Origin of the sequence: Enterococcus sp. DIV1224 (genome assembly GCF_050555455.1) — a bacterium.
In the GTDB taxonomy this organism is placed as follows: Bacteria; Bacillota; Bacilli; order Lactobacillales; family Enterococcaceae; genus Enterococcus_B; species Enterococcus_B lactis.
This window is the reverse complement of the sequence record NZ_CP187859.1, coordinates 2,187,403-2,200,626: the sequence shown is the minus strand read 5'-3', so window position 1 is coordinate 2,200,626 and position 13,224 is coordinate 2,187,403. Positions and strand designations below refer to the sequence as shown.

Below are 13,224 nucleotides of genomic sequence, written 5' to 3'. Positions count from 1 at the left end.
GCGTGGATAAGAAAGCAGCAATGAAACGAATCATCGAACTGACACATTCTGAGAATTGGCAAGAATACAAAGAAATAGTTGCAGAAGTCCAAAAGCTCGGCAAATCAATGTGGACTGAAAAGCCTAAACGGAGAAAACCGAGAAAAATTGCAATCTGGCATGGTGACCGAATTCTAGTAACAGGACTGCTGAACAGTTATCTGAAATTACTGGATTAAGCAAAAACATTATCTGGGATAGAGCTAGGAGCTTATGGATTGATTCAAAAGGACGACAATTTAGGTATGTGGAGGAGAAAAAATGAGAACAGAATGCAATAGATATCGAGATTATATGACTACTGGTCATAATACGATTGCTAACCATCGGATTTATAAATTCCCAAACGGTTGGGGAGCAAGTGTGATTTGCGGTTTTGGATCATACGGTTTGGAATTAATGCCTATCAGTTTTGATGGATCTTGTGATTACACCTTTGACTGGGAACCATTTGGATATTTGTCTGATGAGGAGATGGAAAACCATCTAACTGATATTTTCGAGAATGGCGGAAACTTTAAACGGGCAGGAATTTAGTCCACTATCCGAAGAAATAGCAGAATCACGAGCAGATATCGGATACTTTCAAACTGTCTCATCGTGTTTAAAGGCAATACAACGCGATTACGTGTTAAGTGAAGAAAGAACGATAAAAAGTATTATCGAGTACAAAAAAGCGTTAGAAAACATCACTAGACAGTTTGAACAGGCATGTGGGATTGAGGAGGAGAAAAAATGGATCTCATTACACAATACAGTGATATCATCCTCAAGAAAATTATGATGAAGATTCAGAAAGACAAAAAATCAAAAGAACGAGCGGAATTAGTTAAGTTGGAAATGGCTGAAACAGGAGCAGGAGTGCGAAGTAGCAGGCATTGGAAAGCAGCAGCAAACATTGAATTTTATTACAACGAAATTCAAAAAGGGTTCGATCAGATGCGTGAGCTGGATCGGCAAACAAATTGGAGCAAGAAACTTCATCAAGATCGTTTCAAATTTGTAGAAAAGCATAGAGAGATACTAGACGAATATATGGAGGAACAGCGATGAATAAACAGGAATTGATTAATGAACTAAAGAGAATTTCACTAGAAAAACAGCATAAAGCCCTGACGCATCCAGAAAGCAAAAATTACTATGAGGGCATGGTGATGGCTTATTCTCAAGTCGTTCATATGGTTAATACGGTGTTAAAACTAGACGAACCGCAGAAGCCAGTGGTACCGAAGTTTGTGGCGGAGTGGATAGAATACGCTAAAAAGAAAGGTGATAGTCTAGCTATTTCGTTCAAGCCGTGGAACCTCTATGGTGTTGAGTATAGCAAGGTTGATAGATGGATTGAAGATAATCAAGAAACGTTTGCTCGAGCATGGTTATATGGCTACGAGGTCGAGAAAGAGCCGTTGTATACAGTTACAATTAATCTTGACCGTAAGTACCATCTAGTCGTTGACGAGGGAGATGGTAATGATGAAATTAGTACAACGTTGACAACTAGCCATGGTGTATTGGGGTATCGTTACTTTTTAACAGAAAAAGAAATAAAATCAGCAGATGAGAACCTGTGGTTGATTGCTGTGCCAGTGGAAGAGGTGGCGGAAGGATGAGCAGACATCTAATGCTCCATATACCAGACGGAACAAAGGCAATTGCAATTAGCATTGTTGCTGAACAAAAAGATGGCGGTTTGGCGTTGAAAACAAAAGGTATTGATACCAAACAGATTTTAGAAGGCAGAGATATCGAGATAGAGATCGATGAGGAGGAAGCGGAATGAATGTTCAAGTCTATTTAAAAAGAGATTTGGCCAGGTTTCCTCGAAGCTGGGATGAATATTCCTGCCCATTCGAGGCAGAAGAAGAGAGCTATCTAATGTCTGCTAACATGATAGAAATTACAAGAGATGATGCGGATGAGTTTGATAAAAAAAGATCATGGTACTCGGTTTCGAATCCAATGTATACGGCTGTAATAGAAGATTATCATATATCCGACAGATTTATTCTGGTTGATCTAGAAAGACCTAAGAAACGAATTAAACAGTATAGACGTTGCGGGTTTTCAACAAAGAAATGGTGAAAATTAAAACAGGAGGAAGCATAATGAAACTAAAAGACGGATTTTACGCTAGTAGTCATGGTATCGGCGGTTTAATGCTAGATATGCCGACAAAGAACCCTAAAACACGTAAGAAACCAAAATTCAAAGTCGGCGACATGGTCCGATGTGAAGCAGAAGGATTCATCTATCCATTTCGTGGATATGTAGAACACGTCTATAATCACTCAGCAATCATTCGTATTGAAAACACGATGGAATGCGATAAGTTATTAGCGAAAAGCAAAGATAATTTAGCAGTGGTGAGATTGGTGGATATGGAGGTAATTAAATCATGATTACAAATATCATAAGTATCACAGCAATAGTTATTCTATTTTTGATAGTTGTTTCTCTAAGCAATGAAACAACTATCAAAAAAGAAAATCATAAACTAAAAATCATGCTGAAAGACACAAAATATGCTGAAATTGTCGATCTATTATCTGATGACAAATAAAAAAGCCGGATCGCTCCGACTGATCTAATAAATTCCACAAGTTTATTATATCACATAAAGGAGCGGTTTGACTTGATGCAATTGTTACGAGAGGTAGATTTCAAACAGACAAGATGTAATGCGAGAGATGTGCTGAAGAACTTTCGGCGCTTGGAGCGGATGGCAGGTCGCTCTTTGATAGACATTAAGTCGCCTATCATAACCGATATGCCGAAGGCACCAAAGCACGTCAATAAGGCAGAAGACGCGATCATTCAAATGATGGATATAGAAGCAGAGAGAGATGCGATTTTAGCGGCTTTGATGGCTCTTAGTCTGATTAGTCGTCAGATACTCTACTACAGCTTCTGTGACGTAAATAAGCACTCTAATTATGAAATAGGTCAATTGATACGAGGATACGGAGAGAAGAATGTAGAGAAGCTGAAATCTATCGCGCTGATCGAATTTGCTGAAGCATACAAAAAAGGCGTGTTAGTTCAGTATCGTTGATTTTGTAGGGTTTTTGTAGGGATAATGTAGGGTTTTTGAGTGTTTTAACGTGATATTATGATAGTGTCGAAAGATTAGTGATAGGTCTGAGACAAAATAATAATAAAAGGAACATCGTTTTATTATTGTTTCACAATTAAGCTTCGATAGACAGCAGCGGAAATATTAAGAATAAGGATGTGAATTTCAACTCCTTCTAAATTGTTCTTATTATCTATCATCCGTTGCTGTCTATTAATTTATGTATTGGAGGGAAAACGAATGGATAAAGAAATCAAAGCAAATTTCAAATTAGATTTGACTGAACTAAAAGAACTGCTCAACAAGGCTAGTGACCAAGTCGAGCAAATAAAGTATCAAGGTATGGATCGGGAACGGTTGATTGATATTATTGAGCAACAACGTTTAGAATTGATCCAAAAAGAAGCTGTATGTAAAGAGTACAAAAAACATTTAGAACAAGTAATTGAGTATCATTCAGTAGAAAAGTACAGATCAGTGGCGCAAAAAAATAGAGCAACGAGTCCTGATCCTCGTCAAGATGTATCGATTGGTATCAAGACGCCAGTATTTAATTCTGTTAAATCAGAAAAGCTAGAAAGTATCTCAACTGCTTTGGTAGAAAAAGCAGCTGAAATGAACTCCCTAGCAAATGAAGTTAGTCGTCTTATTTAGTCATATCGATAACTTGAGAGTCTTTGGTGATTCCGTTTTTTATAGAATTAATGGTTTGTTCAGCGGAATATTTAGTCAAGTATGTTTCGCTAGTTGCTACTACTTCATTGTTATCGGACTTAATAACGAAGTAATATTGGCCATTAGTTGCTTCTCTTATAACAAAGTACAAATTTTTCACCACCTTTTAATTTATTTCAGCGGACCACTCGCTGATAACTAAAATTATACGCTTAGTATTTATTTTCACAATATTAATTTGTCACTGTGGCGGAAAGGGTAGACGCTAAGCATGCGTGCTAGGTCAATGCTTCGGCAACCATGCAATGTTCGATTCATTGCCAGTGACTTTAGCAACTGAGGGTTGGAAATGGGCGCTCAAAGTACACGAGCAAGGCGAGGTCGATAGTAATCGATGGAATCGGTGTAGGTTGCTATTACATAACTGGTTAGGTTAGATTGAGATTTGGGATTCGGTACAAATGAATCGTCAAATGACTCAAGCACAGGATCGGAAACGTCCCTGCCTGTGCATTACATATTAGATCACTCTTTGAGTGGTCTTTTTATTTTACATAAAGGAGGCTGCATAATGAGAAAACTACTAGATAAGTTAAGAAGACTCATCCGCCAACGGAATGGAGTGGTAACGACATGAGAAACTACTGGTATGTATCACTAACAAACCGATATCCGCAACCGAACACTGATGATCCAGTGAGGGTTGTCCAATCAGTCCAAATAAAAAAGAAGTACTCCATCATTGAAATGACCAGGGAAGCCACACCAAAAGAGGTTGATAAGTACAATCTTCGTTACTGTGGCCATGGATATTTTAGTGAGCAGAACATACAGACAAATATAAAAAAATATCATTAACATATAACAAAGGTGGTGATGGAAAATGAGTAAGTTGAATCCTAAGCAACAAGCCTTTGCTGATGAGTACATCATCACAGGCAATGCTTATCAGTCAGCGCTGAAAGCTGGCTATAAAGAAAACTACGCTAAGAACGCACAAGAAAAATTGGTGGAAAAAGGTGGAAAAGTATCCGACTACATTCAAGAGAAGCTAAAAGAAGTTCAAACTAAGAGGCATTTAACAATGGAAGAAGCTTTGGCTATTACTGCTTCTATCGCAAAAGGAGAACCACAACGCTTTGAAGTTGTTAAGAGAGATCCTTATACAAACGAAATCATAGAACGTGAAGTGAGTGAATATTCAGCAGGTTTCAAAGAACGTAACCAAGCACTTGAGCACTATTATAAAATAAACGCAGCATTTGTAGATAAGCAGAAAGTTGAAATTTCTGAAATACCTACTTTCATTGATGATATAAGTAGTGATGATGATGGCTAAAAAACTATCTGAATTTCTTCCGCCGAAGTTTCATTCAGTATGGAGAGCAACTTTAAATCAAGACATTCTTAATATAGTTTGTAAAGGTGGGCGTGGTTCAGGAAAATCATCGGATATAGCGCATATCGTTACTCAGTTACTTATGAGATATGCAGTGAATGCTGTAGGTATACGTTATGTTGATAATACACTTGAGCAATCCATTTACGAGCAAATGAAATGGGCAATTGAGAAGCAGGGAGTATCGCGCCTATTTAAGTTTAATAAGTCACCACTTAAAATTACCTATCTTCCAAGAGGAAATTATATGATATTTCGCGGTGCTCAAAACCCAGAACGAATCAAGTCTTTAAAAGATAGCAAGTTTCCATTTGCTATAGGTTGGATTGAAGAATTAGCAGAATTTAAAACAGAAGATGAAGTCACGACTATCACGAACTCCCTTTTACGTGGAGAATTAGATGATGGTCTTTTTTATAAGTTTTTTTACAGCTACAATCCACCTAAGAGAAAACAATCTTGGGTAAATAAAAAATATGAGACTTCTTTTCAACCGGACAATACTTTTATTCATCACTCGACCTATCGAGATAATCCATTCATCTCTAAGGAATTTCTGAAAGAGGTTGAGGCAACTAGAGAAAGGAATCCAAGAAGGGCTGAGTGGGAATATGATGGAAAAGCTGTGGGGTCAGGAGTTGTACCTTTTGATAATCTACAAGTTAAGAAAGGTTCTATTACAGATGATATGGTTGCTAACTTTGATAACATCCGCAACGGTTTGGACTATGGATATGCAACGGATCCTTTAGCGTTCGTCAGATGGCATTATGACAAAAAGAAAAACGGTATTTATGCAATCGATGAAATTTACGGCGTGAAGATCAGCAATCGAGAATTTGCAAACAAAGCTAAATCTAAAGGTTACCAAAATGAGGAGATATTTTCAGATAGCGCAGAGCCAAAGAGTAATGCTGAATTAGTTAATGAACATGGTATGAAAGGAATAAAAGGCGTGAAAAAAGGACCTGATTCTGTTGAGTACGGTGAACAGTGGCTAGATGATTTGGCTTTTATTTGTATTGATCCACTACGCACTCCGAATATTGCTAAGGAATTCGAGAACATCGACTATCAAACAGATCGTGATGGAAATCCTAAGCCAAGGTTAGAGGATAAAGATAACCATACGATTGATGCGACAAGATACGCCTTCAACGAAGACATGTGGGCCAAAAAGAAATCAACCGTTACTAAAGAGCAGCGGAACAAAATCAGAAGAATGTTTTAAGGAGTGTGAGAAATGGATAAGGTAAACGAATTTGAATACGGTACTGATATACATTATTCTAACGACGTGAATACAAACTATGTAAAGTTTAGCGTAGACTCAAATCTTCACTATAGATTTAGCTCAGCAGAAGATTTACTAAACGATTCAGATACTTTAGCAGCAATGATAAAACATCATCATGAATATCAGGTAAAGCGGCTTAGTGTATTAGATGATTATTACAAAGCTAGAAATACAAATATCATGGATAACCGTAGACGTAGAGAAAAGGAAAAAGCGGATCACCGATCAGCACATAACTTTGGAAAAGTTCTTTGTACGTTTGATGTTGGGTACAACACAGGCAATCCTATAAAAGTGCAAATCGAGGACACAAATCAACAAAAAGAAATCGAAGAGTTTAATACTAATAATGACATAGATGGGTTAAATGCTGAACTCTGGCTTGATATGGATAAGTATGGGAGAGCCTATGAGATTATCTATCGAGATTCAGATGATACAGATTATGTTGATTTGGCTAATGTATTTGAAACGTTTGTTGTATATGATACTACAGTAAAACGAGAGCCTATTTTGGCTGTACGGTATCCTAAGACAAGATTCAACAAGGATGCTGATAAACAGTACATTCAACCAATCGTATACACAAAAGAAAAAAGTATCACTTATGATGAGACGACACTAACAGCAATTGAGTTAAAAAATCCCCAGGATGAACCGCATGAATATAAAGAGGTACCTATTACAGAGTATTCTCCTAATCGTTTTCGGATGGGCTTGTATGAAGATGTACTATCTTTGATTGATCTATACGATGCAGGGCAGTCTGATACCGCCAACTATATGACTGATCTAAACGATGCTCTTCTAGTTATTAGTGGCGATATTGAAGCAGCAGGACTATCCACAGAGGACGCCATCAAGCAGAAAGAAGCGAATATGCTTTTGCTTGAGTCTGGAACTGATGTGAACGGTAATAAAACAAGTGTGACTGCAGGATATATTTACAAACAATATGATGTGAACGGTGTAGAAGCATACAAAGACAGAGTGCGCAAGGATATCCACGAAATCTCAATGGTTCCTGATCTTACTGATGACAATTTTTCCGGAGTGCAATCAGGAGAAGCAATGAAATATAAATTATTTGGATTTGAACAAATGACGGCAACAAAGCAAAGGCTATTCAAAAAAGGCCTTATGCGGCGTTATCGTCTTTTATTTAGCCTAAAATCAAGTATTTCTGAAATGGATAACTCCGATTTGAAAGGCTTACGTGTAATATTTACGCCTAATCTACCTAAAGCCATTCTGGAAGAGTTGAAATCTTTGGTTGATGCTGGAGCTGAACTCAGTCAAGAGACGATCTTAGGACTCGCTTCTTTTGTTCCAGATGTACAGGCAGAGTTGAAACGAGTAAATAAAGAAACGCAAAAGCAGATTGGCATTTTTGATTCAGATGTTGAAGAAGTAATTAACAACAAAAAAGATGAAACAGGGGAGTGATTAAATGAACTCCCAAGAATATTGGATCAAACGGGAAAAAGAATGGCAAAAGCAACAAATTAAAGATGATAAAAAGCGCATGGCAGAAATTAAAAGTCGCATGCAATATGCACAAGATGCGATACAAAAAGAAATAGACGCGCAGTGGGACGGTTTCTCCAATGGTCAGAAAATCACTCGTAGCGAAGCAATGAAGCGTGCTAATGAAATGGATGTAAAAGCATTTGCTAGAAAGGCTAAGAAGTATGTTAAAGAGAAAGACTTCTCACCTACAGCGAACAAAGAATTGAAGCTATACAATCTAACGATGCGTGTCAATCGACTGGAATTGTTAAAAGCCAATATTGGTTTAGAGCTTATAGCTACGTTTAACGAGCTAGATAAGTATTTCTCGAATGAACTTACAAAAGCAGGGCTAGACGAGCTTAAGCGGCAAGCTGGCATCTTAGAAATGGCGATTGCTAAAAGCGGTTATGCAAAATTAGTGGAGCAAGTGATAAACAGCTCGTTTCGAGCGGATGGATTTGCAACGTTCAGCGAAAGGCTATGGATGTACCAAGCAGAGTTGAAAGCAGATTTGGATAAGTTGCTTGTTCGAAGTGTGACGATGGGACGTAATCCTAAACAGCTCGCTCCAGAATTAAGTAAGTTTCTAACAGAAGAAGGACGAGAAAATACTAAGTTTAATACGCAACGTTTAATGGTAACTGAAACAACAAGAGTTCAAAGCGGTATACAGAGGGAAAGTTACTTAGATGCGAATATTGAGAAATATGGATGGGTAACTGAACCTAATGCTTGCCGATTATGTAAGAGCATTGCCGCTGACGGTCCATATTTAGTGAGTGAAATGGAAGTAGGTAAGAATATGATGCCAGTACATCCTTTTGATAGATGTTCTACTTATCCGATTGTTGATCGTGATGCTTTTGAGAAGTCACTTAAAGAAAGAAGGTTATAACAATGAAGAAAGATTCATTTCAAGTTATATCTGACAGATTTTTAGAAACGGCATATGGGAAAAGCAAAGAGGAAATTTTGCATTTGTATCAAAATGATGCTCAATTTAAAGAAGACTATGATGCCGTTAAACAGCATTTAATTGATGTCTTAGAACCAATCGTAAAAGAAGTGTATGAAACGGCTAGAAAGGTTATTGAACCTGTCGTGCAATCAATAACCGAATTGGTTCAGTCTAACCCAGAGTACTTCAAAGCTTTGCAAAACAATATGAATCAAAGCGTGTTCCAAAGCGCTTCTATGTAGAGGAGAGTACGCATATGGAAAATGAAGAAGCAATTGTTAGAGCTATCGCAAGTTTAAATAAGATTCTACAAAACGATAAAGTGCTAAGAGTATCCGTTGAAACTGATAGTGAATGGGAAGACGGTATTCAATCGATTGATATCAGCGTGAAATATTTACCTTCAGGAGATGTAAGTGAAGCCGAATAACGGGCTTTTTATTATGCCCTCTACTGCTCGGGGCAATATAAATTGAGCTGTTCCGGCTGACTGGCGTAACTGGTCAAATTTATCGGGTAGCGGCGTAACCGTGGAGGATTAATCATGAAAAAACGTTTATTTATGCCAATGAACTTACAATTTTTTTCTGAACCAGGAGATGGTGGATCTGGTGATGAGGGACAACAAGGAAACCTACCAGCTGGCTCACAAGAGACACCGACCGAAGCAAAAGAAGAAAACAATACTGGCAAAACATTTTCTCGTGATGAAGTAGCGAAAATGATTGCTGCTGAGACGAACAAAGCAAAAGCAGCGTGGGAAAAAGAACTAGAAGCAAAAAAAGAAGAAGCTAAAAAGCTGGCAAAAATGAATGCGGAAGAAAAACTACAGCATGAGTTGGAACAAAAAGAAGCTGAAATCGCTGAATTAAAGCGTGGACAGGCACTATCTGAAATGACGAAAGAAGCTTCTAAAATGCTGACAGATGCAAATTTACCACACGATGATGATTTACTTGGTCTGATTGTTTCTGATGATGCAGATGCCACAAAACAAGCTGTAGCAGTCATCACTAACTTTGCTTCTTTGATTAAGAGAGAAAACGCAAGACAAACACCACCAAATGAAGGTGGACAATTTACAGCATCGAAAAATACTAAAGAAACAGTGGCTAAACTAGCTGCTAAAAATCGAATTATCAAATAGGAGGAATAAACAATATGGCACAAACATGGAATCCAGATAACGTAACAGTTTATGAAACTAAAGAGGGTAAAATCCCTGACAAGTATAATACTTTGATTATCAACGACATTATGGAAAACTCGAAAGTAATGCAATTGGCGAAATACGAAGAAATGACAGATAAGGAAAAGAAATTTGAATACTTTGCTGAAGGTCCTGGCGCATACTGGGTTGGTGAAGGTGAGAAGATTCAAACATCTAAACCTAAATGGTTGCAAGCGACAATGGTAGCTAAAAAGCTAGGCGTGATTATTCCTGTGTCTCGTGAATACTTGCACTACAAAATGTCAGATTTCTTCACTGTTATGCAACCTAAAATTGCTGAAGCTTTCTACAAAAAGTTTGATGCGGCTGCATTACTAAACACTGACAATCCGTTTCCACAGTCTTTAGAAGAATCTGTCGTTGCAGCGGCTAATGTTATCAAAGGTCCTTTGACTTATGACAACATTTTGGCATTAGAAGATGCTTTAGGCAAAAATGAATTTGAACCAAATGCGTTCATCTCAAATCGTAAAAACCGCACAGAATTGCGTTCTGCCGCTCAAACAGTCGGTACAAACGTTGAATTTATCTATGACCGCTCGGCGAATACGATTGATGGTCTTCCTGTGGTTGACTTGAAAGCATTGGGTAAAGGTGAATTGTACGCTGGTGACTTTAACTATATGTTCTATGGTATCCCATTCAACATTTCGTTCAAGATTTCAGAAGATGCGCAATTATCTACGCTTAAAAACGAAGATGGCACTCCTGTAAACTTGTTTGAACAAGAGCTGGTTGCGTTGCGTGCAACAATGGATGTCGGCTTTATGATCGTCAAAGATGCTGCGTTCGGTAAAATTGAACCGGCGGGGGAGTAACAATCCCCGTTATAGGCGTTACTGTAACGCCTAAAACCTCAAGCGCAGTTGCGGGGACTGCTGGCAATAGACAATTAACAGCCACCGTTGCGCCACAAAACGCAACAAATAAAACAGTGACGTATTCAATTGCGCCAGTAACAAGCGGATTGACGGTTTCTTCTAGCGGTAATATCACTTGGACTGACACAGTACCAGCCGGTAAATACACGACAACAATAAAAACGGAAGATGGATCACACACAGATACTCACGTTTTGACACTGACTGAGCCGTAGGAAGGATAGGTACGAATGGAAATTAAAGATGACGTTAAGAAGCTTCTAAGCGGTTCTACAGATGATAAGCTAGAAGTTATCGAGAGACGAACTAGAGAGCGCTTAGCGTCATTGCTAGGCGTTTCTGTTACACCAGAATCACTAGAATACATCGTTTTTGACGTAACGAACAAACGTTTTAACCGAATTGGGCAAGAGGGCATGACTTCATACGCTCAAGAGGGTTTATCGATGGCTTTCCCTGATTCCGATTTTTCAGAATACGCATCGGAAATTGATGATTTCAAACGGAAAGATGACGAAGAATTGTACAAACCTAGAAAAGGGAGCGTGCGGTTCTTATGAGATTTTTAGATGAGGTTATCTTTGAAAAAGATGGAGAAGGAAATCGTTACGATCCAGAATTAGGCGAGTGGATAGAAGAAGCACCAATTACGGTAACAACAAACGCAAATGTAACGGACTTAGGAACAGATAGAAGTGTGGCGATTTTTGGGGATATACGACAAGGGGCGAAGGTTATCAGAACCATGCCTCTTTTTGTTGTTCCAAAATATGACCGCATTATTTTTAATGGAAAGACATACAAAGATGTCGCTCAACGCAGCCTGTTATCAACGAATAGCATTATCGTCCAGGAGGTGATTGCAAAGTGAAAGTTTCATTGGGTTACAAAGGTGTGGATGAGCTGCTTAAACACTTGGAAGAAGCTGTCACGCTTAGAGATGTGCAAATGGTAGTTAAAACAAATGGAGCCGAGCTTACTAAGCGCATGCAAGAAAAAGCCCGCTTTAATGGACATTGGGAAGGGGATGTGTTTGTGCACCCGACAGGCTTCACTAGACGATCAATTCGAATGTGGTTGTTGGAAGGCGGTTTTGTTGCACAAGTTGGACCGCAGAGTGATTACAGTCCGTACTTAGAATATGGAACTCGATTCATGAGCGCTCAACCTTTCGTTGGTCCCGCATTTAATGTGCAGAAAGCAATCTTTATGAAAGACATGCAGAGGTTATTCAAATGATTAAAACAAGAGATCAATCATTATTTGATGAAATGTTTGCTAGGAGCCTAGCTCTTGGATACCAAACTTACGACTACAAACCATTAGACGATGTAGGTTATCCGTTTGTTGAGTTGGAAAGCTCCCAAACAGTCCACAATCCGAATAAAACCGACATCAAAGGAACAGTCAATTTGACAATTTCCGTCTGGGGATTACAGAAGAAACGAAAGCAGGTGTCAGATATGGCATCTGCTCTTTTTAATGAAGCTAGATTGATAGAAGCCACAGAAGGCTATTATTGGGCTTTAAATTATCAAGCAAGTGGAATTCAAGTGATGGACGACACAACAACCAATACGCCCCTAAAACGAGCGGTTGTCACACTTGAATTTAGAATTAGATAGGAGGAAGAACATGGAAGCATTAAAAGGTATTGATGTCATTTTGCTTTATCGCTTATTGAAAAAAGAAACTCAGGAAGCTGCTTGGAAAATGGCATTTCAAACAGAACATGAAAATGGATTATCAAGAGATTCAGACTCTACAGTGACAAAAGACGGAAACGTTCAAAGTTTAAGCCCGGTTGAATATGATTTTTCGGCTACTTCAATAGTTGCTAAAGGAGATTCTCATGTAGATGAAATGAAACAAGCCTTATTAAATGGCGATATCATTGAAATTTGGGAAATCAACAAAGCAGAACAGGGAACAGATGATAATGCAAATAAGTACAAAGCTACTTATTACCAAGCATATGTGTCTGAATTTACTCCATCGGCTGCTGCAGAGGATAACGTTGAATTAAGTTTATCATTTGCAGTAAATGGTGTTGGTCAAGATGGTTATGCAACCTTGACAGAAGATCAAGCCGATGTTGTTCAATATGCATTCAAAGATACCGTGAAAGCAACTTCGACAGGAGCATAAGAGGGCTTAGA

At 38.4% G+C, this 13,224-nt stretch carries 25 protein-coding genes and 2 pseudogenes; 26 read left to right on the top strand and 1 reads right to left on the bottom strand.

What is annotated here, in order from left to right:
- Positions 1–2: 2 nt before the first annotated feature.
- The 11 genes and pseudogenes from IGK53_RS10825 (at position 3) to IGK53_RS10775 (ending at position 3,766) form a co-directional block, all read left to right on the top strand.
- Positions 3–304 (top strand): annotated as a pseudogene (locus IGK53_RS10825) (hypothetical protein).
- Entirely contained in the window at positions 301–576 is a 276-nt protein-coding gene (locus IGK53_RS10820) for a hypothetical protein (RefSeq protein ID WP_002333651.1), read from the top strand. Before IGK53_RS10825 ends, IGK53_RS10820 begins: the two are co-directional and overlap by 4 nt.
- A gap of 7 nt (positions 577–583) precedes the next feature.
- Positions 584–823: pseudogene (locus IGK53_RS10815) on the top strand (hypothetical protein); the annotation flags it as partial.
- Positions 775–1,092, top strand: coding sequence for a DUF1140 family protein (locus IGK53_RS10810; RefSeq protein ID WP_194178601.1), 318 nt, complete (start codon positions 775–777; stop codon positions 1,090–1,092). The pseudogene IGK53_RS10815 and the gene IGK53_RS10810, both read left to right, overlap by 49 nt.
- Positions 1,089–1,649, top strand: a complete 561-nt coding sequence (locus tag IGK53_RS10805; RefSeq protein ID WP_430604762.1) for a DUF1642 domain-containing protein — start codon at positions 1,089–1,091, stop codon at positions 1,647–1,649. Before IGK53_RS10810 ends, IGK53_RS10805 begins: the two co-directional genes overlap by 4 nt.
- Positions 1,646–1,819, top strand: a complete 174-nt coding sequence (locus IGK53_RS10800) for a hypothetical protein (protein ID WP_430604760.1) — start codon at positions 1,646–1,648, stop codon at positions 1,817–1,819. Before IGK53_RS10805 ends, IGK53_RS10800 begins: the two co-directional genes overlap by 4 nt.
- Positions 1,816–2,121, top strand: a complete 306-nt coding sequence (locus tag IGK53_RS10795) for a hypothetical protein (RefSeq protein WP_033704824.1) — start codon at positions 1,816–1,818, stop codon at positions 2,119–2,121. The genes IGK53_RS10800 and IGK53_RS10795 overlap by 4 nt, the downstream gene beginning before the upstream one ends.
- A 23-nt stretch (positions 2,122–2,144) precedes the next feature.
- Positions 2,145–2,438, top strand: coding sequence for a hypothetical protein (locus tag IGK53_RS10790; protein WP_430604758.1), 294 nt, complete (start codon positions 2,145–2,147; stop codon positions 2,436–2,438).
- The gene (locus IGK53_RS10785; RefSeq protein ID WP_430604757.1) at positions 2,435–2,599 is read left to right on the top strand and encodes a hypothetical protein; all 165 of its coding nucleotides are present in this window, start codon (positions 2,435–2,437) and stop codon (positions 2,597–2,599) included. Before IGK53_RS10790 ends, IGK53_RS10785 begins: the two co-directional genes overlap by 4 nt.
- A gap of 75 nt (positions 2,600–2,674) precedes the next feature.
- Positions 2,675–3,091 carry an ArpU family phage packaging/lysis transcriptional regulator gene (locus IGK53_RS10780; RefSeq protein ID WP_104835704.1) on the top strand — a complete coding sequence of 139 codons (417 nt, stop codon included), beginning with the start codon at positions 2,675–2,677 and terminating at the stop codon, positions 3,089–3,091.
- A gap of 363 nt (positions 3,092–3,454) precedes the next feature.
- Positions 3,455–3,766 carry a hypothetical protein gene (locus tag IGK53_RS10775; RefSeq protein ID WP_373420523.1) on the top strand — a complete coding sequence of 104 codons (312 nt, stop codon included), beginning with the start codon at positions 3,455–3,457 and terminating at the stop codon, positions 3,764–3,766.
- Here the strand turns inward: IGK53_RS10775 and IGK53_RS10770 are convergent.
- A complete protein-coding gene (locus tag IGK53_RS10770) occupies positions 3,759–3,950 on the bottom strand; it encodes a YegP family protein (protein WP_174124187.1) in 192 nt (63 codons plus the stop codon). The two genes, IGK53_RS10775 and IGK53_RS10770, sit on opposite strands and share 8 nt — an antisense overlap.
- 470 nt (positions 3,951–4,420) lie before the next feature.
- On the opposite strand from IGK53_RS10770, the gene IGK53_RS10765 reads away from it, so the two are divergent.
- The 15 genes from IGK53_RS10765 (at position 4,421) to IGK53_RS10695 (ending at position 13,213) form a co-directional block, all read left to right on the top strand.
- Complete coding sequence (locus IGK53_RS10765; protein WP_010725231.1) at positions 4,421–4,645, top strand: hypothetical protein; 225 nt, start codon at positions 4,421–4,423, stop codon at positions 4,643–4,645.
- Positions 4,646–4,670: 25 nt separating this feature from the next.
- Positions 4,671–5,126 (top strand): terminase small subunit, encoded by a 456-nt coding sequence (locus tag IGK53_RS10760; protein WP_002311445.1) that lies wholly within the window; start codon positions 4,671–4,673, stop codon positions 5,124–5,126.
- Positions 5,119–6,417 (top strand): PBSX family phage terminase large subunit, encoded by a 1,299-nt coding sequence (locus tag IGK53_RS10755; protein WP_033624375.1) that lies wholly within the window; start codon positions 5,119–5,121, stop codon positions 6,415–6,417. Before IGK53_RS10760 ends, IGK53_RS10755 begins: the two co-directional genes overlap by 8 nt.
- A 12-nt stretch (positions 6,418–6,429) precedes the next feature.
- On the top strand, positions 6,430–7,929 hold the full coding sequence (locus tag IGK53_RS10750; protein ID WP_430604755.1) for a phage portal protein: 1,500 nt from the start codon (positions 6,430–6,432) through the stop codon (positions 7,927–7,929).
- A 4-nt stretch (positions 7,930–7,933) separates the two neighbouring features.
- On the top strand, positions 7,934–8,890 hold the full coding sequence (locus IGK53_RS10745; RefSeq protein WP_223493777.1) for a minor capsid protein: 957 nt from the start codon (positions 7,934–7,936) through the stop codon (positions 8,888–8,890).
- A gap of 2 nt (positions 8,891–8,892) precedes the next feature.
- On the top strand, positions 8,893–9,195 hold the full coding sequence (locus IGK53_RS10740; protein WP_223493775.1) for a hypothetical protein: 303 nt from the start codon (positions 8,893–8,895) through the stop codon (positions 9,193–9,195).
- 14 nt (positions 9,196–9,209) lie between these two features.
- Positions 9,210–9,383, top strand: coding sequence for a hypothetical protein (locus IGK53_RS10735; RefSeq protein ID WP_194178608.1), 174 nt, complete (start codon positions 9,210–9,212; stop codon positions 9,381–9,383).
- 114 nt (positions 9,384–9,497) lie between these two features.
- The gene (locus IGK53_RS10730; protein WP_002322712.1) at positions 9,498–10,100 is read left to right on the top strand and encodes a DUF4355 domain-containing protein; all 603 of its coding nucleotides are present in this window, start codon (positions 9,498–9,500) and stop codon (positions 10,098–10,100) included.
- A gap of 14 nt (positions 10,101–10,114) precedes the next feature.
- Positions 10,115–11,002 (top strand): phage major capsid protein, encoded by an 888-nt coding sequence (locus IGK53_RS10725; RefSeq protein ID WP_073490201.1) that lies wholly within the window; start codon positions 10,115–10,117, stop codon positions 11,000–11,002.
- 2 nt (positions 11,003–11,004) lie between these two features.
- Positions 11,005–11,280 (top strand): putative Ig domain-containing protein, encoded by a 276-nt coding sequence (locus IGK53_RS10720; protein ID WP_324249355.1) that lies wholly within the window; start codon positions 11,005–11,007, stop codon positions 11,278–11,280.
- Positions 11,281–11,295: 15 nt separating this feature from the next.
- The gene (locus IGK53_RS10715; protein ID WP_002321076.1) at positions 11,296–11,625 is read left to right on the top strand and encodes a phage head-tail connector protein; all 330 of its coding nucleotides are present in this window, start codon (positions 11,296–11,298) and stop codon (positions 11,623–11,625) included.
- A complete protein-coding gene (locus tag IGK53_RS10710; RefSeq protein ID WP_002321075.1) occupies positions 11,622–11,936 on the top strand; it encodes a hypothetical protein in 315 nt (104 codons plus the stop codon). Before IGK53_RS10715 ends, IGK53_RS10710 begins: the two co-directional genes overlap by 4 nt.
- Positions 11,933–12,304: an HK97-gp10 family putative phage morphogenesis protein gene (locus tag IGK53_RS10705; protein WP_002311461.1), complete on the top strand. Its 372-nt coding sequence runs from the start codon at positions 11,933–11,935 to the stop codon at positions 12,302–12,304. The genes IGK53_RS10710 and IGK53_RS10705 overlap by 4 nt, the downstream gene beginning before the upstream one ends.
- Positions 12,301–12,690, top strand: coding sequence for a phage capsid protein (locus IGK53_RS10700; protein ID WP_223493773.1), 390 nt, complete (start codon positions 12,301–12,303; stop codon positions 12,688–12,690). The genes IGK53_RS10705 and IGK53_RS10700 overlap by 4 nt, the downstream gene beginning before the upstream one ends.
- A 10-nt stretch (positions 12,691–12,700) precedes the next feature.
- On the top strand, positions 12,701–13,213 hold the full coding sequence (locus tag IGK53_RS10695; RefSeq protein ID WP_002323702.1) for a phage major tail protein, TP901-1 family: 513 nt from the start codon (positions 12,701–12,703) through the stop codon (positions 13,211–13,213).
- Positions 13,214–13,224 lie beyond the last annotated feature (11 nt).